24 protein-coding genes and 3 tRNA genes are annotated in these 23,649 nt (G+C 43.3%); 22 read left to right on the forward strand and 5 right to left on the reverse strand.

Annotated elements, in window-relative coordinates:
• The first annotated feature begins 33 nt into the window (after nucleotides 1-33).
• The 7 genes from csrA (at nucleotide 34) to L8G48_RS09985 (ending at nucleotide 3,993) form a co-directional block, all read left to right on the forward strand.
• The gene (csrA, locus tag L8G48_RS09955) at nucleotides 34-222 is read left to right on the forward strand and encodes a carbon storage regulator CsrA (protein WP_248264462.1); all 189 of its coding nucleotides are present in this window, start codon (nucleotides 34-36) and stop codon (nucleotides 220-222) included.
• A 162-nt stretch (nucleotides 223-384) separates the two neighbouring features.
• A tRNA-Ser gene (locus L8G48_RS09960) sits at nucleotides 385-477 on the forward strand.
• A 20-nt stretch (nucleotides 478-497) separates the two neighbouring features.
• A tRNA-Arg gene (locus L8G48_RS09965) sits at nucleotides 498-574 on the forward strand.
• Nucleotides 575-595: 21 nt separating this feature from the next.
• Nucleotides 596-672 (forward strand) — tRNA-Arg (locus tag L8G48_RS09970).
• Nucleotides 673-813: 141 nt separating this feature from the next.
• Nucleotides 814-1,077: an oxaloacetate decarboxylase subunit gamma gene (locus L8G48_RS09975; protein ID WP_248264463.1), complete on the forward strand. Its 264-nt coding sequence runs from the start codon at nucleotides 814-816 to the stop codon at nucleotides 1,075-1,077.
• Nucleotides 1,074-2,864 (forward strand): sodium-extruding oxaloacetate decarboxylase subunit alpha, encoded by a 1,791-nt coding sequence (oadA, locus tag L8G48_RS09980; RefSeq protein ID WP_248264464.1) that lies wholly within the window; start codon nucleotides 1,074-1,076, stop codon nucleotides 2,862-2,864. The genes L8G48_RS09975 and oadA overlap by 4 nt, the downstream gene beginning before the upstream one ends.
• Nucleotide 2,865: 1 nt before the next feature.
• Nucleotides 2,866-3,993 carry a sodium ion-translocating decarboxylase subunit beta gene (locus L8G48_RS09985; protein ID WP_248264465.1) on the forward strand — a complete coding sequence of 376 codons (1,128 nt, stop codon included), beginning with the start codon at nucleotides 2,866-2,868 and terminating at the stop codon, nucleotides 3,991-3,993.
• Here the strand turns inward: L8G48_RS09985 and L8G48_RS09990 are convergent.
• Together L8G48_RS09990 and L8G48_RS09995 are read right to left on the reverse strand one after the other, a co-directional pair.
• Nucleotides 3,990-4,163, reverse strand: a complete 174-nt coding sequence (locus L8G48_RS09990) for a hypothetical protein (protein ID WP_167468592.1) — start codon at nucleotides 4,161-4,163, stop codon at nucleotides 3,990-3,992. The two genes, L8G48_RS09985 and L8G48_RS09990, sit on opposite strands and share 4 nt — an antisense overlap.
• Before the next feature lie 9 nt (nucleotides 4,164-4,172).
• Entirely contained in the window at nucleotides 4,173-6,773 is a 2,601-nt protein-coding gene (locus tag L8G48_RS09995; RefSeq protein WP_248264466.1) for a response regulator, read from the reverse strand.
• A gap of 168 nt (nucleotides 6,774-6,941) precedes the next feature.
• On the opposite strand from L8G48_RS09995, the gene gshA reads away from it, so the two are divergent.
• On the forward strand, nucleotides 6,942-8,555 hold the full coding sequence (gene gshA, locus L8G48_RS10000) for a glutamate--cysteine ligase (RefSeq protein WP_248264467.1): 1,614 nt from the start codon (nucleotides 6,942-6,944) through the stop codon (nucleotides 8,553-8,555).
• 126 nt (nucleotides 8,556-8,681) lie between these two features.
• Entirely contained in the window at nucleotides 8,682-9,320 is a 639-nt protein-coding gene (locus tag L8G48_RS10005; protein ID WP_248264468.1) for a transglycosylase SLT domain-containing protein, read from the forward strand.
• Here the strand turns inward: L8G48_RS10005 and L8G48_RS10010 are convergent.
• Together L8G48_RS10010 and L8G48_RS10015 are read right to left on the reverse strand one after the other, a co-directional pair.
• Nucleotides 9,317-10,615 (reverse strand): HlyC/CorC family transporter, encoded by a 1,299-nt coding sequence (locus L8G48_RS10010; protein WP_248264469.1) that lies wholly within the window; start codon nucleotides 10,613-10,615, stop codon nucleotides 9,317-9,319. The genes L8G48_RS10005 and L8G48_RS10010 overlap by 4 nt on opposite strands.
• Before the next feature lie 68 nt (nucleotides 10,616-10,683).
• On the reverse strand, nucleotides 10,684-11,478 hold the full coding sequence (locus L8G48_RS10015; RefSeq protein WP_248264679.1) for a cytochrome C assembly family protein: 795 nt from the start codon (nucleotides 11,476-11,478) through the stop codon (nucleotides 10,684-10,686).
• A gap of 155 nt (nucleotides 11,479-11,633) precedes the next feature.
• On the opposite strand from L8G48_RS10015, the gene ffh reads away from it, so the two are divergent.
• The 8 genes from ffh (at nucleotide 11,634) to L8G48_RS10055 (ending at nucleotide 17,094) form a co-directional block, all read left to right on the forward strand.
• Complete coding sequence (gene ffh / locus L8G48_RS10020; RefSeq protein ID WP_248264470.1) at nucleotides 11,634-12,998, forward strand: signal recognition particle protein; 1,365 nt, start codon at nucleotides 11,634-11,636, stop codon at nucleotides 12,996-12,998.
• A 119-nt stretch (nucleotides 12,999-13,117) separates the two neighbouring features.
• On the forward strand, nucleotides 13,118-13,366 hold the full coding sequence (gene rpsP / locus L8G48_RS10025) for a 30S ribosomal protein S16 (RefSeq protein ID WP_011234962.1): 249 nt from the start codon (nucleotides 13,118-13,120) through the stop codon (nucleotides 13,364-13,366).
• 27 nt (nucleotides 13,367-13,393) lie between these two features.
• Nucleotides 13,394-13,918: a ribosome maturation factor RimM gene (gene rimM, locus L8G48_RS10030; RefSeq protein ID WP_248264680.1), complete on the forward strand. Its 525-nt coding sequence runs from the start codon at nucleotides 13,394-13,396 to the stop codon at nucleotides 13,916-13,918.
• A gap of 11 nt (nucleotides 13,919-13,929) precedes the next feature.
• Complete coding sequence (gene trmD / locus L8G48_RS10035) at nucleotides 13,930-14,676, forward strand: tRNA (guanosine(37)-N1)-methyltransferase TrmD (protein WP_248264681.1); 747 nt, start codon at nucleotides 13,930-13,932, stop codon at nucleotides 14,674-14,676.
• Between the two features lie 32 nt (nucleotides 14,677-14,708).
• Nucleotides 14,709-15,068 carry a 50S ribosomal protein L19 gene (gene rplS, locus L8G48_RS10040; protein WP_248264471.1) on the forward strand — a complete coding sequence of 120 codons (360 nt, stop codon included), beginning with the start codon at nucleotides 14,709-14,711 and terminating at the stop codon, nucleotides 15,066-15,068.
• A gap of 124 nt (nucleotides 15,069-15,192) precedes the next feature.
• Complete coding sequence (locus L8G48_RS10045; protein ID WP_248264472.1) at nucleotides 15,193-15,690, forward strand: hypothetical protein; 498 nt, start codon at nucleotides 15,193-15,195, stop codon at nucleotides 15,688-15,690.
• 184 nt (nucleotides 15,691-15,874) lie between these two features.
• On the forward strand, nucleotides 15,875-16,255 hold the full coding sequence (locus L8G48_RS10050) for a hypothetical protein (protein WP_248264473.1): 381 nt from the start codon (nucleotides 15,875-15,877) through the stop codon (nucleotides 16,253-16,255).
• A 323-nt stretch (nucleotides 16,256-16,578) separates the two neighbouring features.
• Entirely contained in the window at nucleotides 16,579-17,094 is a 516-nt protein-coding gene (locus tag L8G48_RS10055) for a hypothetical protein (RefSeq protein ID WP_248264474.1), read from the forward strand.
• A gap of 336 nt (nucleotides 17,095-17,430) precedes the next feature.
• On the opposite strand, the gene L8G48_RS10060 is transcribed toward L8G48_RS10055, so the two are convergent.
• Nucleotides 17,431-18,282 carry a hypothetical protein gene (locus L8G48_RS10060; protein WP_248264475.1) on the reverse strand — a complete coding sequence of 284 codons (852 nt, stop codon included), beginning with the start codon at nucleotides 18,280-18,282 and terminating at the stop codon, nucleotides 17,431-17,433.
• Between the two features lie 211 nt (nucleotides 18,283-18,493).
• Here L8G48_RS10060 and L8G48_RS10065 point away from each other — a divergent pair, with 211 nt between their 5' ends.
• The 5 genes from L8G48_RS10065 to L8G48_RS10085 all read left to right on the forward strand — a co-directional run bounded on the left by L8G48_RS10065 (nucleotide 18,494) and on the right by L8G48_RS10085 (nucleotide 23,602).
• Nucleotides 18,494-18,742, forward strand: coding sequence for a hypothetical protein (locus tag L8G48_RS10065; RefSeq protein ID WP_248264476.1), 249 nt, complete (start codon nucleotides 18,494-18,496; stop codon nucleotides 18,740-18,742).
• 191 nt (nucleotides 18,743-18,933) lie between these two features.
• Nucleotides 18,934-20,010, forward strand: coding sequence for an IS1595 family transposase (locus tag L8G48_RS10070; RefSeq protein WP_248264477.1), 1,077 nt, complete (start codon nucleotides 18,934-18,936; stop codon nucleotides 20,008-20,010).
• Between the two features lie 266 nt (nucleotides 20,011-20,276).
• Nucleotides 20,277-21,263, forward strand: a complete 987-nt coding sequence (locus L8G48_RS10075; RefSeq protein WP_248264478.1) for a DGQHR domain-containing protein — start codon at nucleotides 20,277-20,279, stop codon at nucleotides 21,261-21,263.
• A complete protein-coding gene (locus tag L8G48_RS10080) occupies nucleotides 21,264-22,151 on the forward strand; it encodes a hypothetical protein (RefSeq protein ID WP_248264479.1) in 888 nt (295 codons plus the stop codon).
• Nucleotides 22,152-22,285: 134 nt separating this feature from the next.
• A complete protein-coding gene (locus L8G48_RS10085) occupies nucleotides 22,286-23,602 on the forward strand; it encodes a ParB/Srx family N-terminal domain-containing protein (protein ID WP_248264480.1) in 1,317 nt (438 codons plus the stop codon).
• Nucleotides 23,603-23,649 lie beyond the last annotated feature (47 nt).

Here is a 23,649-nt window from a genome sequence, read left to right on the forward strand (position 1 = left end):
GTAATAATCGGAACAGTATTGAAGGAGCAATTTATGCTAATTTTAACTCGCCGTGTAGGTGAAACATTAATGATAGGTGATGATGTTTCGGTCACCGTTCTCGGCGTTAAGGGAAACCAAGTACGTATTGGTGTTAATGCCCCGAAAGACGTTTCCGTTCATCGCGAAGAAATTTATATGCGTATTCAGTCTGAAAAAGACGATGAGCAAGAACCAGAGTAAATGATTAGATAAGACCGGCGGAAGCCGGTCTTTTTTTATGTTTTCGACCGTTTTGCAGAAAAATCATGCGAGATGGTTAATTATCCCACACTTAGACGTGAGTTTTTAAAAAAGCGATTGACATTATTGCCAACATCGCTAGAATTCACGCCACAACGATTTGGAGAGGTGGCCGAGTGGCTGAAGGCGCTCCCCTGCTAAGGGAGTATAGGGTTTGTAGCCCTATCGAGGGTTCGAATCCCTCCCTCTCCGCCAGTCGTTTGAAGTAACAGTACGCGCTCGTAGCTCAACTGGATAGAGTACCTGGCTACGAACCAGGCGGTTGGAGGTTCGAGTCCTCCCGAGCGCGCCATATTGTTACCAACCTGAATACGCGCTCGTAGCTCAACTGGATAGAGTACCTGGCTACGAACCAGGCGGTTGGAGGTTCGAGTCCTCCCGAGCGCGCCATTCTTAATACCCCCCTTTAATTTTTAACCGCATTCAATCATTGAATACCCACTATTTACTGCTGTATCTCCTTGCGTGACTTGCTACCATAGTATTTAATAATTTTATAACAATACCTTAGCAATCAATTAGGAGTGCTTCGTGTCGGAATTGCTCAGTCAAGCTGCGCAACTCATGCTGGTTGGTATGGGCGCAGTCATTACCTTTCTTTTCTTATTGATCGTCGCTATGAGCGTTATGAAGCGCTTTATCCCGGCACCCGAAGCTGTCACTAACACTCAAGCGACACCTGAAGATAAAAGCTCTGATACCGCACCTCCTGCGGTACTGGCCGCAATTTCAGCTGCTATTCATCATTACCGCAAGGATAAAAAAGCAGCGAATAACAAGGAGAAATCACAATGAGTAAACCCCTGCTACTGACAGAGTTAGTCCTTCGTGACGCTCATCAGTCACTACTGGCAACGCGTATGCGCCTGGAAGACATGTTACCTATTGCTGAAAAGCTCGATAAAATCGGCTATTGGTCAATGGAATCCTGGGGGGGAGCGACCTTTGATTCTTGTATTCGCTACTTGGGTGAAGACCCCTGGGAGCGCATTCGCGAACTGAAAAAGGCGATGCCAAATACCCGTCAGCAAATGCTGCTAAGAGGTCAAAACCTGCTAGGCTATCGCCATTATGCGGATGACGTTGTAAAGCGTTTTATTGAACGCGCCAAAGAAAATGGTGTGGATGTTTTTCGTATCTTTGACGCCATGAATGACGTTCGTAACCTAAAAACGGCAATAAAAGCAGCAAAAGATGTGGATGGCCACGCCCAGGGGACGCTGGCTTACACGGTCAGCCCAGTGCACACCCTGGATAAATGGGTGGCTATGGCACAAGAATTAGAAGATTTAGGCTGCGACTCTCTTTTTATTAAAGACATGGCGGGTTTGTTAAGACCCAACGACGCTTATGAGTTAGTGAGCGCACTGAAAGAAAAAACGGATTTACCCATTGCTATGCAGTGCCATGCAACAACCGGGCTGAGTGTGGCTACCTATCAAAAATCGATAGATGCCGGCATTGATATGCTGGATACAGCAATTTCATCAATGAGCATGACCTATGGTCACTCGCCAACAGAAACCTTAGTAGCAATGACAGAAGGTACCGATCGGGATACCGGTTTGTCACTGCCGGATCTGGCTGAGGTTGCCACTTACTTCCGTGAGGTTCGTAAAAAATACGCGAAGTTCGAAGGTTCTCTTAAAGGTGTCGATGCGCGTATCCTTCTTGCTCAGGTTCCGGGCGGGATGCTGACGAATATGGAAGGCCAGTTAAAAGAGCAGGGCGCTCTGGATAAGTTTGACGAGGTGTTGGAGGAAATTCCGAAAGTACGTGAAGACCTTGGTTTTATACCTCTGGTTACGCCAACCTCGCAGATAGTTGGAACGCAAGCCGTTATGAACGTATTGAGCGGTGAACGTTATTCCAATATTTCTAAAGAAACAGCGGCGGTTCTAAAAGGTGAGTATGGAGCGACTGCAGCCGAAGTGAATAAAGACTTACAGAAAAGGGTTCTGGATGGTGAAGAGGCCATTACCTGCCGACCCGCTGATTTGTTGGATAACGAGCTGGATGCGCTAACGAAAGAGCTTAAAGACAAAGCGACAGATGAAGATATTCGCTTAGCCGATGATGTGATTGATGATGTTTTAACTTACGCTTTATTCCCGCAAATTGGGCTTAAATTCCTGAAAAATCGTGATAATGCGGAGGCTTTTGAGCCTGTACCGGGTGAAGAAGCAGAACAGAAAGCTGAAACTCAAGAAAAAGAAGCTCCGGCAACGACTGGCGGCGTTGAACAATACGACGTTGAGGTCGATGGTAAACGATATAATGTCAAAGTTGGACCAACCGGTAAGTTAGACTCTGTGAAGCCAGCATCATCTGACGAACCGTCAGATGATGCTGATGAGTCAACCCCAGGCGGCGAAACGATTAAAGCCCCACTTGCCGGTAATATATTTAAGGTTGTTGCCAAAGAAGGTACGACGGTTAAAGTCGGCGATGTTGTATTAGTGTTGGAAGCGATGAAAATGGAAACCGATATTAAAGCGGAGAAAGACGGAAAGGTTCAGTCCCTTCATGTGAAAGAAGGTGATGCAGTTACCGTTGGCGATGCTTTGGTGACGGTAGGATAATATGGATAAGTTACAAACTTTATGGGAAACCACTGGCATTGCCGCAATGACGTTCGGCCAGCTCAGCATGATTATTGTTGGCGGGCTGTTATTGTATCTGGCAATTTCAAAGAAATTTGAACCTTTATTACTGTTACCTATTGGCTTTGGGGCAATACTTGCCAATATTCCTCTCGGTGGCTTTACTGAACCGGGTGGGGTTCTTTACTACGTGTATAATGTCGGTATTGATACCGGCATGTTTCCCTTGCTCATTTTCATGGGAGTGGGGGCACTAACCGATTTTGGACCTTTACTGGCGAATCCGAAAATGTTGTTTCTGGGAGCCGCCGCTCAGTTTGGTATTTTTGCAACGTTATTCGGCGCTGTCGGTTTAAATGCAATACCCGGAATAGAGTTTACCATGTCAGATGCCGCCGCTATTTCGATTATTGGGGGCGCCGACGGGCCTACGGCGATATTCATTGCATCTAAAATGGCGCCTGATCTACTGGGTGCTGTTGCGGTAGCAGCCTATTCTTATATGGCGCTGGTGCCCATCATTCAGCCGCCCATCATGAAGCTTTTTACGACTCAGGCTGAACGTGAAATAAAGATGGAGCAATTGCGGCCGGTTGCGCGGCGGGAGAAACTTTTTTTCCCATTGCTCGCCGTAGGATTAACCTTGCTGTTTTTACCGTCAGCGACGCCGCTGATTGGTATGTTCTGTTTAGGTAATTTGATGCGGGAGTCCGGTGTCGTTGAGCGTTTAACTAAAACGACTCAGAACGAGCTGATCAATATTGTGACTATCTTTCTTGGTTTGGCGGTTGGCTCTAAATTACAGGCGGATCAGTTTCTCAGCTTTCAGACATTAGGTATTCTGGTATTAGGTGCTTTGGCCTTCTCTATCGGCACTGCCAGTGGTATTTTAATGGCGAAATTGATGGGTAAGTTGAGTAAAGATCCGATTAATCCGCTGATTGGTGCTGCCGGAGTATCAGCTGTACCTATGGCAGCGCGGGTGGTTAATAAAGTTGGACTACAGGCTAACCAGCAGAACTTTTTGCTGATGCATGCTATGGGACCTAATGTCGCCGGAGTACTGGGCTCAGCAGTCGCCGCGGGCGTTTTACTGGCTTTAGTTTAACGTCCGGTCAGGAACATCATCGCCGTGTAAAAAGCGGCGATGACAGCGCTTATTACCGCAATATACACAAAACCTTTGTAACCTTGTTTGATACTCCAGCCGTTAGCGCGCAAGTACAGCAACCAAATCAGACTGAGTAGTAACGGAATAATAAAAAAGTACCGGGTCATTGCAATTCCTTAAGACTGATGTTGCTGAATAGCTTCTAAGTCGACAGCCGCCTGATGAGCATAACGTAAACGTTTTTCCAATTCAGTAATTTGATCGGCCACTTTATCAATATTTCCATCTGCCATAAATTGCTCAAGATCAGCCGCTTTGCTTTGCAACTGAGTAAAACCGAGGTTTGCGGCCGCTCCTTTCAGGGAGTGGAAATAGCGCCGGGCACTCTCATGCTGCCCGCGGGTAATAAAGTCAGAAACTTTAGTCGCACTACCCTGGTAGGTTTCATGCAATTGCTCTGCTAACTTGAGGTAAAGCTCAACATTATACTGTAAGCGCTTAAGTGCTGTTTCAAATTCAATGCCCTTCACTTGCGGGATACGAACCGGAGGTTTCGTCGCCTCATCTTGTTTTGGCTCAGCGGGGGTTTCTGGTGGCTGATTATTGGTGTAATCACCCGGAACCGCCCATTTTATAATCGCTTTAATGAGTTGTTTTTCATCAATCGGTTTCGCAATATGGCCTTGCATGCCTGCGGCGAGCGAGCGCTCTTCATCGCCACTCATTGCATTGGCCGTCATTGCCAGAATAGGCAGTTGTTGATAATTAAAGTCGGCACGTATTGTCTGAGCTGCTTTAAGACCATCCATGACCGGCATCTGAATGTCCATTAACACCACCGAGTAATTCTTGTTGTGAACCGCCTCGACAGCTAATTGACCATTTTCCACTATATCCACTGTAAATTTATGACTGGAGAGAATCTCGTGAGCAACTTGCTGGTTAATTTCATTATCTTCTACGACCAAAATTGGCGCCCGCAGAATACTTTCCGGAATGCTGTCACTACTGTTAATATCGTTCTCATCGGGCAGTTCACGCTGAAATAAGGTTGAGGTCAGGCTTCGCCCTAAGGTTGAGGCGGTAAAAGGTTTCGGAATGATATCGTTGACGCCTGCCTGCCTGGCTTTTTCCGATAACTCCTCGGCATAATACCCGGTAGCCAAAGTGAGTTTAGGGCGAACATCATCGGAGTAGTGTTCAGTAATTTTTTGACAAAATTCCAGACCGTCCATACCCGGTAGACGCCAGTCCACCAAAACCAATTGATAAGGAGTATCTTCCTCAACAGACTGCTGAAAGACCTGAAGCGCTTGCTCGCCTGTACGGCAAACCTTAACGTCGACCTGATAACTGCGCAGCATTTCATAAAGCATTTCGCGGGTACTTAAATTATCGTCAATTGCGAGAATGCGGACACCGCTGAGCTTCTGCAGAAGGTATTGATGATGGCTGTTGTCCTGTTGCTTTTGCAGTGGCAGTTCTACTTCGATGTAAAACGTTGAGCCCTGACCCTCGGCACTGGTAACACCAATATCGCCGCCCATGAGTAAAATGAGCCGGCGGGAAATAGCTAAGCCAAGGCCGGTCCCGCCATATTTTCGGGTTGTAGAAGTGTCTGCCTGAGTAAAGGCTTTAAACAAGTTAGCCCGTTGTTCTTCGTCCATACCAATGCCCGTATCGGTTACGGCGATGCGCAGAAGAACACTGTCTTGGGAGCTGTCGAGCAAGTTAACGGCGACATTGATTTCACCATCTTCAGTGAATTTTATCGCATTGCTAATTAAGTTGACCAGAACCTGGTTTAACCGCAGCGAGTCACCAATTAAACGCGTGGGTATATTCGCCGGCAAGTTAATGATGAATTCCAGATCTTTATCGTAAGCACGGTAAGCAAACATATCAGCGAGTGAAGTTAAGACATCCTGCAAGTCAAAAGGAATACGCTCAACGGTCAGTTTACCCGCATCAATTTTTGAAAAATCGAGAATGTCGTTAATAACACCCAGCAAAGCTTGTGATGACGAATCGATAACTTTGATATAGCGCTTTTGTTTTTGGGTCAGCTCGGTTTTAAGGCATAGGTTTGCCATGCCAACTATGGCGTTAATCGGGGTTCGAATTTCATGACTCATATTGGCCAGGAATTCACCTTTAGACTGATTGGCGCGCTCAGCCGTTTCTTTTGCTTTTTCCATTTCTTCAGCAACCGACTTTATGCCGGAAATATCGTAGTAGCTACCAAGAATACCGATAATGTTATGGTCATCGTCGTAAAGCGGAACACTGGAATGCTCTACCCACTGGATTTTGCTACCCACTTTCAGCTCTAGCTCTGCATTGACAGAAGGTGCTTTTTGGCTAAAGGTTTCTTTATCTCTTTCCAGTAAAACGTCATTGCTGGCAAGCGACTCGATTTCAGCATCTGATTTGCCTGCTAAAGCCTCAGGGGCAATACCAAAATCGTCAGCAAAAGCCTGGTTTCCGCCGAGTAGCTTAAGTTGCGGGTCGCGCCAATATACCCGTGTCGGCAGGTCATTAAATACTTGCTCGAACAACTGCAGAGAGTCGGATGATAAAAAGGGCTGGCGAAAAGGGGCGGTTAACGCATTGCGACGGGACCACCACCAAATGACAATACCAATGATCAAACTGAACAGGATCATTGCGACTAGAGCTGTGTCGCTCCAGGGAGCAGGCAGCAGTGCATATAATGCCAGACTGGTGACCTGAAGAATGACAAAAATAAGCTGTAAAAATGTCCAGAATGAATTCATGGTTAATCCGTAACCGAGTGGTTATATAAACGGCATGTAGTCTGCCACGTTGAGCCTGAATCGCCAAGTTATGTGCGTAAATTAACAGCGACAAACATAGACCTTTGAGCGAATTACCAGTAAGCTAATCGCCAGAAAAACATCCGTATAAGTGAATGGAGTTGTCTTTTGCAAGCAACATTTCAAGCAGTCATCGAAAAGCTTAAGCAATCGGGAAAATCAGCAGTTTGGCAGGGTATTCAACGTGGCATTGAGCGTGAAGCTTTGCGCATAAAAGAAAATGGAACGCTGGCTCTTGGTGATCACCCGCAGGAGCTGGGAAAAACTTTAACTCATCCAACTATTACGACCGATTATTCGGAGAACCTGCTGGAGTTTATCACACCAGTTGCAACCGATATTGAAACAACGCTGGAACAGCTTCGTGATATTCACCGGGTAACGTATAAGGCCATTGGTGATGAATTACTGTGGCCAATGAGCATGCCGTGTTATATCGGCTCCGATGATGACATCCGTATTGCGAAATATGGCGACTCACATTCCGGGCGAATGAAAAGCCTTTATCGCCGGGGGCTGACTTATCGTTATGGCGCTACTATGCAAGTCATTGCCGGAGTTCACTATAATTTTTCGGTATCTGAAGATATGTGGCAAGAGCTGTCTGAAATTGAGGGCGTTAGCGATAGCCAGGATTTCCGCACCGAACGTTATTTTGCTCTGATTCGTAACTTTAAGCGCATTGCCTGGGTCATTCCTTATTTATTCGGCGCTTCACCGGCTTTGTGTAAATCGTTTTTTTGCCAGACCAATAACGAAAAAATTCTGCAAAAATGGAATTTTGATACGGTAGGAAAAGGCACGGTGTATTTACCTTATGGCACCTCATTACGAATGAGTGATCTGGGTTATACCAACAAAGAGCAGGCAACGCTTAAGATAACCTACAATTCCTTACAGGAATATGTGTCCGGATTGCGACGGGCGATTACTACCCGGTCTCAGCAGTTTTCGAAAATTGGTGTGAAAGTAGGCGACGATTACCGCCAGCTTAACGATAATATTCTGCAGATAGAAAACGAGTTTTACTCACCTATTCGACCAAAACAGACCGCACGTGACGGAGAAACACCGAGTCAGGCGTTAGAGCGGGGCGGGGTCGAGTATGTTGAAATTCGGGCTCTGGATGTAAACCCATTCAGCGATGTTGGTATTACGGCGCAGCAGATGCACTTTCTTGATTTGATGCTGTTGTATTGTTTGTTGCAACCAAGTAATGAGATGAGCTGGGAACAACAGCAACAGGCCGATAAAAACTTTACTAAAGTGGTCATGGAGGGTCGTGACCCGCGCTTAAATTTGCAGCAAAATGGTAATGAGCGTTTAATGGCCGACTGGCTGGAAGAGCTATTTGCTGATTTCGCTCCGTTGGCGAAAGCTTTAGATGACAGTGCGGGTAATAAGCGTTATCAAAATCATTTAGCTGACTTATATGAGTGGGTATTGAACCCTGAAAGAACCTTGTCGGGCCAAATTCTAGGCTTGCTTAAAGAAGAAAATCGGGATAACAGCAGTTTAGGTATGCAACTTGCGAAGCAATACCACGACCAGCTGAACAACCAGCCGCTCAGCTACTACAAACCGCAAGATTTTGCCAAATGGGCTGTGGAATCAGAGCAAGCGTTCGAAGATCGTTATTTGCAGGATAATAAAGTTGATTTTGATACCTTCCTGACAAATTATTTTAAGCAGGCCGCACTAACGGGTCAACAGTCTGACTGATACACATAAAAAAACGCAGCCCGTCAGGACTGCGTTAAATAAAACGTTCAGGGGATGAACATGAATGCATTTTTCAGCAACAACTTGTGTTCAATTACTGAGAGTTAAATGAGTGAATAAAGTTCAATGGCAATAAAACTTTTTCTCCCAATCCAACCTAAAGTATTGGCCAGCGCTGTATTATTAGTGACCTTAACCGGTTGTGCTACGCCACCACCGGCTAATCCTGAGAACGTCTGTCATATTTTTGCAGAGCACCGCGACTGGTATCATGCTGCTATCGATGTTCGTGAACGCTGGGGGGTGCCTATTCATGTGCCCATGGCAATGATGTATCAGGAAAGCTCATTCAAACATAATGCCCTGCCACCACGAGACTATCTATTAGGCTTTATTCCCTGGGGGAGGGTAAGTTCTGCCTACGGTTATTCTCAGGCTAAGACCATGACCTGGGAAGATTATCAACGAGAAACGGGTAATGGCTGGGCAAGTCGCGATGATTTTGAAGACGCAATAGACTTTATGGGTTGGTTTATTGCAAAAACGTATAAAATTAATGGGGTATCGAAGTGGGATGCCTACGGCCAATATCTTAATTATCATGAGGGTTGGGGAGGCTACCAGCGTAAGTCTTATTTAAAAAAGCCCTGGCTGGTAAAGGTTTCCCGAGTCGTTAAAAGCCGCTCTATGACTTATGCTGCGCAGCTTAATAAGTGTGAAGAGGACTTAAAACATGGTTGGCTGTGGCGCTTATTCTTTGGCTAGTCATTAGAGTGATTTTTGGCTTCCCGGTAAAGCTTAGGTACGACCCTGACTTGCTTGATCATGGTGTCGCCAATTTCCACAAGCTCTACCGGGTAACCGCCTAAACGAAGCGACAGGCGTGCATCCGGAATATCACCAAACTGCTCTATAATAAGACCACTGAGTGTTTTGGGGCCATCAATCGGAAACTCCCAATCCATTTCCTTATTAAGCTCACGCAAGTTGGCTGACCCGTCCACTAAAAAGCTTCCGTCGCTTTCCGGAGTAACAGCGTCACTCGGAGCCGGAGCCATAGACGTAGTGAAGTCGCCGACAATCTCTTCCAGAATATCTTCCAGGGTAACCAGACCTTGAATGTCGCCGTATTCGTCGACAACCAGACCAATTCGTTCTTTGCGACGCTGGAATTTCAATAGTTGAACGTTGAGCGGCGTGCCTTCCGGAATAAAGTAGCTGTCGCGCGCAGCACGGACTAATATGGATTTGTCAGCGGTGAATTGATTTTTACTCATTAAGCGCATGACATCGCGTGCGTGCAGAAAGCCGATCGCGTCATCTATTTCGTTACGATAAAGCAGTACTCGGGTGTGCTGACCGTTTGATAGTTGTTTAACAATAGATTTCCAGTCGTCGCTAATATCAATGCCCACAATGTCGTTACGGGGGATCATAACGTCTTCAACCGTAACTTTTTCAAGATCGAGAATACTGACCAGCATTTCCTGGTGCGAGGTCGGAATTAAATTCCCGGCCTCATTAACTACGGTGCGTAACTCATCTGAACTTAAAGCATCAGCCATCTGTGATTGTTTAGGGTTTACGCCCAGCGTGCGCATAAAAGAATTTGTGATGAAATTCATTCCAATAACAATGGGATACATGATTTTCAACAGAGGCAGTAAAATTAAAGAGCTGGGAAAAGAAATACGCTCAGGGTGCAGTGCTGCAATGGTTTTCGGCGTGACCTCAGAAAAAATCAGAATAATTAAGGTCAAACCTAAAGTGGCGATAAGGATCCCGGCGTCACCAAACCAGCGCAGACATAAAATTGTCGCGATAGCAGACGCCCCAATATTGACCAGGTTATTACCGATAAGAATTAAACCTATTAAGCGATCGGGACGATCAAGCAAATACTGGACACGTTTGGCACCTGGGTGATTATTTTGCACTAAGTGGCGTAGCCGGTACCGGTTGATAGACATCATGCCTGTTTCGGAACCTGAAAAGTAGGCGGATAAAAATAACAGTACAGCTAAAATCACGAGCAACAGGCTCGTCGATATCTCGTCCAACGTGTTGTTCCTTAATTAATCTGTGAATGTGACAATGTAGAGTTCTCAGTTATGAAGTCAAGTGTCATTCAGGATAAGAGAAAGTCTTTGACGAACCGACTGCCAAAATAACCTAATGTTAATAAGGTGGTGGCAAGCACGGTAATCACTACAATAATGCGTCCGCGTAAACCTGATGTCCGGTGCAGAACAACGGCGAGTAAATACAACAGAGCCGCTACGCTGGTTAAAATGGTTTTATGAGCCTGCTGTTGAACAAACATGTCGTCCAGGAAAAGATAACCGGAACCAAGTGCAAGAAATAAAACGAAAGTACCAAGAGCCAGTAAGTTAAAAAAATATTTCTCCACGGTCATTAATGGTGGCAGTTTGCTTAACAGCATATGGCCTTTTCGATTTTTTAAGACTCTATTTAAATAACTTGTCTGTAATGCGTAGAGAGTCGCGAGGGCGAGAATACCGTAAGCAACCAATGACAAAGTAATATGAAAAACTAATCCGTGTCCGGTACTTATGTCCGCACCCCAGTCAGCCGGAGTAAATACCAGCAGCAGTGTTGTCAGCGCGGAGAACAAATAAATAACCGGCTTCAGAAACAGATTACTGGCTTGATTATTTTTTAATAAGGTTAAGGTTGCTATTAAAAAAGCCACAATGGCCAAACTTGAGGAGATATTAATGTGATCAAAATCGTCTTTGGAAAGTTGCAGCAGGATAAGCCAGCCATGCGCAACGACCGCCAATGCGGCAGGTATGATTTGATAAGCTGGATGAAACGCTTTGTTTTTTAATATATTTTGTAGAATAACAAAAGCGCTGGCGCTATAACCCAATAAGCTGATTAGCAACAATAAAGAGAGCATCACGCGCTCGACTTCCCTGGTTCTTGTAGTTCGTGAATTGAGTATACGATGTCAGTCGCCCAAACCCAATACTTACGGGGCGAAACTTTCTTGCAAATCAGATATACTGCCTTCATAACCATCCGTCAGAAATTGCAATATAAGAGACGATCGACATGTTTGAGAATTTATCGGAACGTTTGTCGCAAACGCTACATTCTATTGGCAGTCGAGGCCGGCTGACCGAAGACAATATTAAAGAAACTCTGCGCGAAGTTCGCATGGCGCTGCTTGAGGCCGATGTTGCCTTGCCTGTGGTGAAAGACTTTATTGCTAAAGTTAAAGAGCGGGCCGTGGGCACCGAGGTTAATAAAAGCCTGACTCCGGGGCAGGTCTTCGTAAAAATTGTTCAGTCTGAGCTGGAAGTTGCGATGGGTGAGGGCAACACACCATTACAGCTAAACACTCAACCCCCAGCTGTTATTCTAATGGCGGGCTTGCAGGGTGCGGGTAAAACTACCAGCGTGGGTAAGTTGGCCAAATACCTGACTGAGCAACAAAAGAAAAAAGTGATGGTGGTCAGTACCGATGTTTATCGTCCGGCGGCTATTAGACAGCTGGAAACTCTTGCTGAGCAGGTTGGTGTAGCGTTTTTCTCTTCTTCGACTGAGCAGAAGCCGGTTGATATAGCCAATGCCGCTATTGCACAGGCACGTAAGCAGTTTATTGATGTGGTGTTAGTGGATACCGCGGGTCGTTTGGCGATTGACGAAGACATGATGCAGGAAATTCAGCAACTGCACTCGGCCATCACCCCTGTTGAAACGCTGTTTGTGGTTGATGCTATGACTGGTCAGGATGCGGCAAATACCGCCAAAGCGTTCAGTGAAGCATTACCCTTAACCGGTGTTATTCTGACTAAAACCGATGGTGACGCCCGTGGTGGTGCGGCTTTATCGATTCGTCATATTACCGGTAAGCCTATCAAATTTTTGGGTGTTGGTGAGAAAAACGACGCTCTGGAGCCTTTCCATCCTGACCGTGTCGCATCGCGAATTCTCGGCATGGGCGATATGCTCTCTCTGATTGAGGACGTTGAACAGAAAGTCGATAAAGAGAAAGCAGAGAAAGTTGCCAGAAAAGTCATGAAAAAGGGCCAGTTTTCACTGGAAGATTTTCGTGACCAGTTGGTGCAAATGCGCGAAATGGGCGGCATGATGGGGTTAATGACCAAAATGCCGGGCATGGGTAAAATGACTGAGCAAATGAAAGGTCAGATGGACGATAAAATGACCTTGCGTATGGAAGCCATTATTAACTCAATGACACCGAAAGAGCGTTTACGCCCGGATGTCATCAAGGGTTCTCGCAAACGCCGCATTGCAACGGGTTCGGGCACGCAGGTTCAGGATGTGAACAAGCTGCTTAAGCAATTTACCCAGATGCAAAAAATGATGAAGAAAATGAAAGGTGGCGGCATGCAAAAAATGATGCGCGGCATGGGCGGGAAGATGCCACCAGGAATGTTCCCCGGACGTTAGGAAAAAGCGCGTCAAGCTTGCATTTGCAGTAAAAATCAGTAGAATTGCCGAGCCTTCCGACTCTGTCGGAGGGCTTTGCTATTTTTTACATTTACAAAACAGTTATATTGAGGAACGCAATGGTAACCATTCGTTTACAACGTGGCGGCGCGAAAAAACGCCCCTTCTACCAAATGGTAGTTGCTGACAGTCGCAATGCACGCGACGGTCGTTTCATCGAGAAAGTAGGATTCTTTAACCCTGTAGCTCGTGGTCAGGAAGAAAAACTTCGTGTTGATGTTGACCGTATTGAGCATTGGGTAAGCAAAGGCGCTCAGTTATCTGATCGTGTTGCTAAATTAGTTAAAGATGCAAGCGCTGCGGCGTAAGCATTAATTGATTCAGGTAGGTGAGTGATGCAGCAGTCAGAAAAGATCGTCGTTGGCCGCATTGGTGCGGTGTATGGCGTCAAAGGCTGGTTGAAAGTGCAGTCATTTACTGATGATCCGGAATCGATATTTGAATACAGCCCTTGGTTACTCAGCCAGAAAACTGAGCGCGAACTGGAAGTTGTTGAGTGGCGACACCACAACAACGGACTAATCGTCCGCTTAGAAGGCATATCCGATCGTGATGAGGCTGCGCGCCTTACCGGAGCGGATATTTGTATTACTGCAGATGAGTTACCGGCATTAGCTGATGATGAATTTTACTGGCGTGACCTTATTGGTATGCGTGTAGTAAACACCAATGGCTATGATATGGGTGTGGTTGAACAAATTATGCCCACCGCATCAAACGATGTGTTGGTTGTAAAGGCAAACAGCAATGACGGATTCGGAAAATCTGAACGGTTAATTCCTTTTATCCAAAGTGAAAATATCACTGAGATTAACAAGGAAGAAAAGCGGATTCAGGTTGAATGGCCGTCGGACTTTTGATGAGCAAACCTTTGCAGGTCGGTATCATTAGTTTGTTTCCTGAAATGTTCGCGGCAGTCACCAATTACGGTGTTACCGGCAGAGCAATAAAGGATGGTTTGCTGACAGTGAGTGTCTGGAATCCTCGTGATTTCACTCATGACCGTCACCGGACTGTTGATGACAGACCTTATGGCGGTGGTCCGGGTATGTTGATGATGGTGCAGCCACTTGTGGATGCTATCAACGCAGCAAAACAAAGCCTGGGAGAGGATACTCCTGTTATTTATTTGTCACCACAAGGGCGAAAACTTGATCATAGCGGAGTGCAACAGCTCTCCAACAATGAGCAAATGATTTTGATTGCTGGCCGTTACGAAGGCATTGATGAACGTGTTATTAAACAATACGTTGATGCTGAATGGTCGATAGGGGATTACGTATTAAGCGGTGGTGAGTTACCGGCAATGGTGCTTATTGACGCGGTTTCACGTTTAATTCCCGGAGTGTTAGGACATCAGGACTCTGCGGCAGAAGATTCTTTTGCCAGCGGTGTACTGGATTGCCCGCACTATACTCGACCGGAAATTTATAATGAGCAGCAGGTACCGCCGGTGTTATTAAGCGGTGACCATGAAAAGATACGTCGCTGGCGTTTACAGCAGTCTTTGGGTAAAACCTGGCTGCAACGACCAGAATTAATTCATAGCCTAGCTCTGACTGACGAGCAGGAAACATTGTTGCAAGCGTTTATCGAGCAACAGTCATCCGGCGAATAGCGGACAGTTTACCTAGGATAGGAGATACGAAAATGGCAAAAGTTAGCCAAAACATCATTAAGGCTCTTGAAGAAGAGCAGATGAAACAAAATTTACCTGAGTTTGCACCAGGTGACACTGTTGTTGTAAATGTAAAAGTAAAAGAAGGTAACCGCGAGCGTCTTCAGGCGTTTGAAGGTGTGGTTATCGGTATTCGTAACCGCGGTCTGCATTCAGCGTTCACCGTACGTAAAGTATCAAACAGTGAAGGTGTAGAACGTACTTTCCAAACGCACAGCCCATTAGTTGACAGCATTAAAGTCAAACGTCGTGGTGCGGTTCGTCGCGCGAAACTGTACTACTTGCGTGAGCGTTCTGGTAAGTCTGCACGTATCCGCGAGAAGCTGTCTTAAGCTTTTAGCAAACAAACGAAATAGCAAAGAAAAACCCAGCCTTGTGCTGGGTTTTTTGATAGTGTTCGCTATTATGTAGTACTTGCACTAAAAAATAGTCATATGGAAAGTTAAACTTCTTTTCATGACTACACGTATCCCTTCTTCATTAAAATGGCTCGTCAGTAAACGTGCTCGCCTAAATGGTAAGCGCGAGAAGCTGAAATCCCAACTCCAAGATTTAAGTCTGGATCTTAAACTAATCGAGGCAAAGCTTAAAAGTGTCGACGATGTTATTCGGCTACACGAAATACCACTAGACCCCAGAGATGTCCCTGACATTCACCCAAAAACTAAAAATCGCTTTAAATACGGTTCATTGACTAAGGCCATCTACACCGTTATGCACAGTTCAGACAAAGCCCTGACGACAGATGATGTTGTCATCAGAACCACCCCTCTCTTAGGTATATATTTTAAGGATGTAGATGACTATGCGCAGTTTAGGACTAGCATTCGATATCGTTTGAAAGATTTAGTCAGGAAGGGCATTTTAGAGTCGGTAAAGGCTCCAGAAGACGAGTATAAAGTTAACCAACCTAATAACCGGCTGTGGCAACTGAAGGGCTACTTTAGTAGGTAACAGTTTTATCTTTGAAAAATAATTAATGAGTCACACTCCGTTTGGTTTTAAAACACAGCTAACCCAAAAATTTAAAATTATTAGTTAAATAGGGCAAGTTTAATAAATGCGTTCTGTTGCTTAAATCGTCGGAGTATGTAAAAAATATAATATTCAAATACTTGATTATAGGTAAGGGGTTTAAATGATACTTAAAGCTGGTACTCAATATGGTGATAACAAAGGATCTGCTGTTGCCGACAACCATGATAAGAATGATCCCACTAATTTTCTTAGGGAACAAAAGCTGGCAGATGAAAATGAAGTTGTAGTAGCGGTAGACTTTTTCTCCGGAGAAGTTCATCAACTTGAGCAAAATAGTGACGTACACGTTACATTTTATGTCGCTAAATCACGTGGTGACTTCGGTAATATTAAAGAAGAGCTAAACCAAACAAACACAGTTCGAGTGCGTGAGTTAAGGCTAGATATGTCCTTGCAACAATTTTTTGGGTTGTTCAAACGATTCTCGGTAACGCTCTCTAGTAGCGGACTATTAGAAGGTAAAGAACTAACCGTAGAATAAACTCTTCAAAGGCTCCAAGTGCGGAGCCTATCACCGCTAGCTAACTAGAAATTTATAGAGCAGTTTGTTTCTATTTAAAGAGGTACCTCCCTTCCCCCGTATTCCCTAGTGCATAAATACGTACTGAATTACCTTCGTATTCCAGCTTAATATGAGCGCATTGTTTGGCAATTTTAGTTCTCGTCACGCAATAGTGACAGTTCAAAATGGAGAAGAACTATTTTGTATCGGAATTTACAGGTTAACGAAAGGGCATTGTTTTTTCAGCAAACGATGGATAGTATATATTTTAAACAAAATTGTAACAATAATGGAAATTTTCTATGGTTCAAAACTTCGAAGAAGTGAAAGCTAGCCTAACGAAAATTAAAGGTGCCATAGCTAGTTTGTCTATCGCTGTTGCAGCGGGTGTTTTTGTTTATTTTTTTACTAAAGATGAGTATGCGGTTGAAGTTGATATTGGCTTTCAAGTAGCAAGCAATGGCGATGACCTTACTTCAACTATAGTCATTAGAAATGCAGGAGACTTACCTCTGAAGAACTTGCGAGGTGAGATTCACACCACTCACTCTTATAATGGAAGTCCACCATACTTTAAGCCAACTCCTTGGATAGAGCCCTACTTTAGGTGGGAGGATAATACAGGGTTACTAACTTTTAATTGGCCAATGATGAATCCGGGAGAGGAAGTCGACATTCCTGCAATTTATCACTCGGAGCCGATATATGAATGGACGTTTTGGATAAAAGCAGATGGAGTTACCTTTGACGACACTATTAAATGCCATGGTTGCAATAATATAGAAAGAACTTTCTGGCTATCTGATGCAAGCATGTAATTTGTGAACCAAAGGTATTCATCTATAGACATAGAAAAGGTCATGATGGCCTTGTGTATTGATACCTGTCATTAGAACTTCGTTAGCTATACCTTTCGTCCTCACTCCTTTGAACAACAGCAAAACTCATAGAGCACTATAAAATCACCTGTTTGAGACAATAACCAATAAAAATGCCGTGATACTGTTATTAACGGAGCAAAATTGATTCAATGAGGGTGTGGATCAGTTTTCAACCGTTGTTGACAATACGATACCACCTTATATTTAAAGGTTGGAGCAATGTGAAATTTAGTTTGCCACTACAGTGTTGCTAACGATGCTCTTATCGAGAGCTTATAAGTAAACCTTTAAACCCATACCTTTCTCGAAGCCACTTTTCTCAAAAGCGTCTAGTAAGAGACTAATGTCGTCAAGTTCCTTATGATAGACGTAATACATTAGGTCATACTCGTTCAAGAAAATAATGCACTGCCTGAACCTGGACTTAAGATGCTTTGGTGAATAGCGTGAAAGTATCTCTTTTTTGAGCCGTTCAATATTATGAATGGGCCGCTCCAAATCTCGGTAGTCATTCAGTAAGAAGGTAGCGTCCGGATACCAGCCTGAGCAAGTGACCTGCATCATGTCGATTATTAAAAAAACTATCTTGTTGAAACTTGGGTAGCTCGTTACAAAGTCCTGATGTTGAAATATTAAATTTGCCGATAATGCCGCACATATATTTACAGCCAAAAGTTTTCTCTTATCTAGTCGTTTTATTCCTTTACCCCGACACGCTAATTGAAATGCAAGTACGCATATAGCAAACTCTTTGAGCTGTGTCGCAGACCAGCTCAGTTCAATTACATTAAATAATTGTTCTTTCCTGCTTCCGATTACAGAGCCGTCCGGCTTTAAAGTACCTTCTGAGACACTTCTGAATTCGTCTAACAGAGTGTCTTCTGTTTTTTCTATATCTAAAGCGCTCCATAAAGGACTGTTGAATACTTGGATACTATTAGGTATGAGGCGACCAACTTCATTAATACGTCGAGCGGAAGGTTTAGCTGGATTCCTTTTTTTATATTTGTCGAGTTTTTTTACTCTGCTATTTCCCGAGGCATATCCTCTATTTCCCCAAATTTTTCTCTCAAGCTCGGTAATCGAACTACTTCCGGTGAAAAAGTACAAGGAGTCTAACCACATTCCTACCCTGGCATCTTTCCTTAATTGCCTATTTTCTTTTATGCAATGCGGACATATCAAATGTCCGGGCCACGTATACATTTCCATTCTTTATTTTTCAACATCTTAGTAAAAAGCAAGTAGATTCTCAGTACCTGAAAATCTACTGTACTGAACTTTGGCATCAACGATAAGGTTTTTCTTCGGAACAGATAGAGACTCAGGCGGAATCATGAAAAGAAGAGACGAGCTATATGAGGAGCTAAAACGTGATTTAGTTGCTCAGCATGGGCAAATGATAGGCGGCTCAGAACTAGCAAAAGTCTTAGGTTACAACAGTGTAGTTGCGCTAAGAAAAGCGAGACTAAGAGGGGCAATTAGTATTCCGCTGTTCACACCAGTTAAAAGGCGAACATCTTTCGCGTTGACTGTTGATGTAGCGGATTGGTTAGTCGAACAAAGGGATAAAGGAGGAATATGAAAACGAACATTACTTTCTAACGAAATGGCCCTAAAAGCACAAAGCCGAAACGTCTGGTAAACGCTTCGGCTTCGTAGGATACAAGTTTTCCCAACCTGTATCCTCAGTATGTGTAATAGCCTCACTAATGTCAAGTGAGGCAGGGCCTCTTTATACCCAATTTTTAGTTAACTGTTTATAAAGAGGTTTTTATGTCACAGCATTTTTTACTATCAAAGAAAGTCCGGGATTTTTCGCTTATTAAGCTTCTTAACTGGAGCGACGATGACTATTTTAACTTTCTAAAACACATAAAATTTAAGGGAGAAGAGTCAACTGTTTGCCCTGAGTGTGGCGCTATCAAGCCACCTCGCTTTCTTAAAACCCGAAAACAATGGCGATGCCGCGATTGTGACCGTTCTTTTAGCCTTTTCTCTGGGACAGTACTGGCTAACTCAAAGCTTACCCTAAGAAAAATTGTCTTAGCTATGTACTTGTATTCATCCGAAACAAAGGGAATTTCAATGTCTCAATTGTCTCGGGATATTGATGTATCCTATAAGACAGCCTTCACACTTTTACATAAGTTCAAGGAAGCCATCACTCAGACCGAAGATTTAACACCTTTGAAAGGACATGTTCAAATTGATGGTGGTCACTTCGGAGGGAAGCCGAGAAGCGGTCAGTTTCGGCGAATTGGGAGACCAGAAGATATCGTTGCAAAAATTAAGCTCGGGAAGTCGCAGGGTGCAAAACGAAGTCGTATTTCCAGAGCTAACCTTGAAAGAAAGAAGCGTAACCGGCGAATTATTATCAATCTTCGTCAATTAGGCCCTAAAGGAACCGGGGCTGTGAGAACCATCTGTCGGGTTGCGATGGCAGAAGATGAAAAACATGTGATGTCACTAATTCGACGGTTTGTAGAGCCTGGCACTTATATTGAAACGGATGAAAGCTCCGCTTATTTGCAGTGCTCTCTCGGTTATAAACACGAAACAGTCCAACACTCTACCGAATACAGCACAATTGATGGTGTGAACAACAATCAAGCCGAATCTTTCTTTAGCCGAATTCGGCGGTGGGAGTATGGCGTGAGTCATCGCATGGAAGCTAAATACATGCAAGACTATGCCAATGAATTTGCCTGGAGAGAGAACACTAGACGGTATACGCAGCTTGAAAAGTTACGTTGTCTAGCGGATAAAGTTCTTTCCAGTGGATTGTCACGTTGGTGGTGTGGTTACTGGCAAGGAATTAAAAGGGACGATGAAATGCTTTGGAAAGCATAGAAAACTGAAACGCAGGAACCAGAAGTGTTCCTGCGTTTCAGTTTATGGTTAAATGACTTTTAGGGTGTGATCGATAATGGTTATTACGGGATAATAGTCGCAGTATAAAGCTTGATCCCCCGGTAAATGACAGTAGAAGCTGGTAATCTAAGGATAACTTTTAATAAGAAAACATCATTTCCTGTTTCCAGGCCAAAATTTTGTGGCCTAAGAACTTTGACATTATATTTAAACGTCTGTAACTGGTCAGTCAGCTAGGAGAGAAAATGAGAACAATTAGAAAGAAAGCTTTTGATATTGGTAATGAGTACATAAATGTTTACCTGACAGCTATGACTGCAAAAGAGATATTCGAGTTTTCAAAAGTGTCTCGCGTTGATGAAGACCCAGAAACTGGCTACCAGAGGCATTTAAATGAAAATAGAGCAAACTCAATAGCCGAGTATCTAGATTCAGGAAACGTAATTCCTGGAGCTATAATATTAAGTGCTCAAGAAGGTAGTGAAGTTGAATTTTTGAATGAAGAGCTAAAGCTTAGTTTATCTCCAAACTCTTTGTTTGTTATTGATGGTCAACATCGATTATATGGGTCAAAGAAAGCAGAATCAGAAGCGTTACTGCCTGTGTGTATATTTACTGGGCTAGATCAAAAAGCAGAAGTTCAGTATTTTATTGATATTAACTCAACGCAAAAAGGAGTTCCTAAAACCCTAAGAATTGAACTAATGAAGTTTCTAACTGAAGATGAAACCTCTATTGATGCGATGAGAAGTAAACTCTTTAAAGAATTAGGCGAATCACCTGACTCACCGTTATTTGACCGAACTAGCGCAACAGCATCGGCAAGAGGAAAAGTTACTTTAGTTCCGTTCAAAGAAGCTATAGATCCTTTGTTGGAGGGTGACGTTTTATCACAGTTTTCTTTTGATGATAAAAGAAAGTTGATAGTGAATTATTTATCAGCTGTACAAGGGGTGTTAGAAGAGGTTGAAGGTAATGATAACCGCCTGACAACATCAGCTTTCTTTCAAGCTATTTTCAAAGTTTTCGATAAAGCATGCAGAATGGCACTAATTCATCACAAAAACTATGCGACTTCGTCGCTGAAAGATATTTTATCGGGGATTAAAAACATTGACTTTTCAAAACATTCAGGCTCTAACCAGGCAGCTATAGCTGATATGGCTAGAGAGTTTTCTGACCTATTAGATATTCACGGTCAGAAATTGGGCGAACCGAAAGACCTATTATAAATGATAGACGAAATTTTAAGTGACAAAGTACTGAAAAACCTTGGTGAACTTGGGTATTCGAAGTCAGATATTCCTAAAACGCTTGCATTCTCAGGTACGCTAAAAGAAATATTATCAAATACCCACTCAGATAAAGAAGTTAAAGTCATCGGTAAACAGCTTGTTGAGGTCACGATGCATAAATCTACTTATCTCACTGCTCTGTTAACTGATATTTTGTTTGGAGCCAAAAGGATTGAGAATCAATCAGCGAATATTGAATGTTTGGTCGATAATTCTCAGCAAGCAGCTTGGGTTTTAGTATCAACATATTACGCAGCTTATTTTTTAGCTTGTGATCTATCTAAGCTATGTGGAAGTTTTATTACAAATATATCTCAAGAAGGAATATTTCAACTTTTACAGCAAACAACAGAGGGTAGACCTAGCTTATTTCAATCAAGCAAAAATGAAAGCTTTTCTGTTAATGTATCGACCGGCACATATCAAAATGAGGTCACCCTGCAAATAAGAAAAACAGGTGCTAAGCCTCACAAGGTAGCTTGGAGCAACCTTTACAGTATTATAAATGGACTAAGTTTCACTGATAATCAAATAAGCTTGGAAAGGCTTAAGGATATTATTGATTCTCAAAATAAAAATTGGAAGTTGCCCAGCACTGTAAGAAATGAGTGGAATTATAGTGCTATACATTATTATGGTAGTAAAGGTAGCAGTTTGGCATCTGTATTTTATAAATTAATGAAAAGTAAGAATTCTAGTTTTAAATTATTCAGAAATAACTCTTTATATCCACATGAAGAGAATGTTGCAGCCAGTATCGCATATGTCTACGACACCCTTTTGGCTAGTCATAAAAGAGTCCTTAACAGGATAGGCTGTACATGACCAATTTTTGTTCGTTAAATAACCGTTTAAAATACCTTGCAGAGTCAGGGATACAACCGACTACAAATTTCTTGCAGGATGATACTACGCTGGTACGATAGGTTAACGTAACGGTTAACCATCACGGATGAATCATGAGCGTTCAAACAAGACTAAATGTATTGGATTTATACTTAGATACCGAGAATCCACGTCATGAGATCATTAGAGATCAAGAACAAATAATCGAACATCTGATAAAGAACGAGAAAATTACTACTCTGGCTCGTGACATCGCTGAAAATGGGCAAAGTCCACTCGACCGGATCGGTGTGATAAAGGATGATAAAGGTAGATACGTTGTCGTAGAAGGGAATCGAAGAGTATGCGCCACAATTTTACTAAATGATCCGGCTCGGTCTCCTTCAGGTTACAAGAAATATTTTGATCGACTGGTTCACAACAGTAATGCCCCTTCAGAAGTCGATGTGGTTTTGTTTGACGATAGGCAAGAAGCAGACATTTGGGTAGAGCGCCGACATGAAGGAAGTCAAGAAGGAAAAGGAACCCAACAATGGGACGCAAATCAAAAGACGCGTCATAACACACGAAGAAATAAAGCAGATAGTAATGCTCTAGCTCTAAGTGTACTCGATTATGCTGTTTCACATGGGTTTATAGATAAATCCGATAATGAACGAGTTCTTACGACAGCTTCACGTTACTTAGGAAACCCATACTTTAGAAAAACTTTGGGTATTGCGAGTAAACGCTCGGAATCTGATATAGTGCTTGAAGTTCCGGAGAATGAATTTGAACAAGTGATAGAACGTTTTATAAGTGATTTAGTAGCTGAAGGAGGCCCTGTACATTCTAGAACGAATAAAGAAGACTGGGAGAATTACTCTAAGCAGTTGGTAAGTAATGGCATAGCACCAAGAACCAAGATTAAACCGAAAAAGCTTACTGAGATTGAGCAGAAAGGAAAGCCCCTTAAATCTTCCAAAAAAAGAACAATGGATCCTAGTAACCGTCCATACCTCTTTAAAAATGGTTTAGGCGTGTCTATCAAAAATACGATTCTTGCCCGCGTTTATAATGATATAAAAAAGCTACGTATTGATGAACACCCTCTGGCTGTAACTCTCTTAGTAAGAGCTTTTCTAGAGAATATTTATATCTTATATGTTGAGAAAGCAACTGGAATTGCACCCAGCGCCGGAAGTAAAACACACATGATTCTTGGTGACGTAATAAAGCAGATTGAGTCATCAGGAAAGTCACTGACGAAGGGCCAAAAAAATTCTCTAGCGGCTTTGAAGCAAATCCAAAGTGATTCAGACAAGACATTATCACCTAAGTCTCTTGGCGCTAACGCTCATGCCGGTATTTATCCCGAACATAAGCCAGTTACAATTGCTTGGGATAACATCGAAAATATTGTCGTATTTTTGCTCGAAGAAATCAGTTAACAATTTTTGTAAGAATATTCGAATACTTGACTACGAAGAGTTAGAAT

The sequence above is a fragment of the Idiomarina aminovorans genome, from assembly GCF_023155095.1.
Taxonomy (GTDB): domain Bacteria; phylum Pseudomonadota; class Gammaproteobacteria; order Enterobacterales; family Alteromonadaceae; genus Idiomarina; species Idiomarina aminovorans.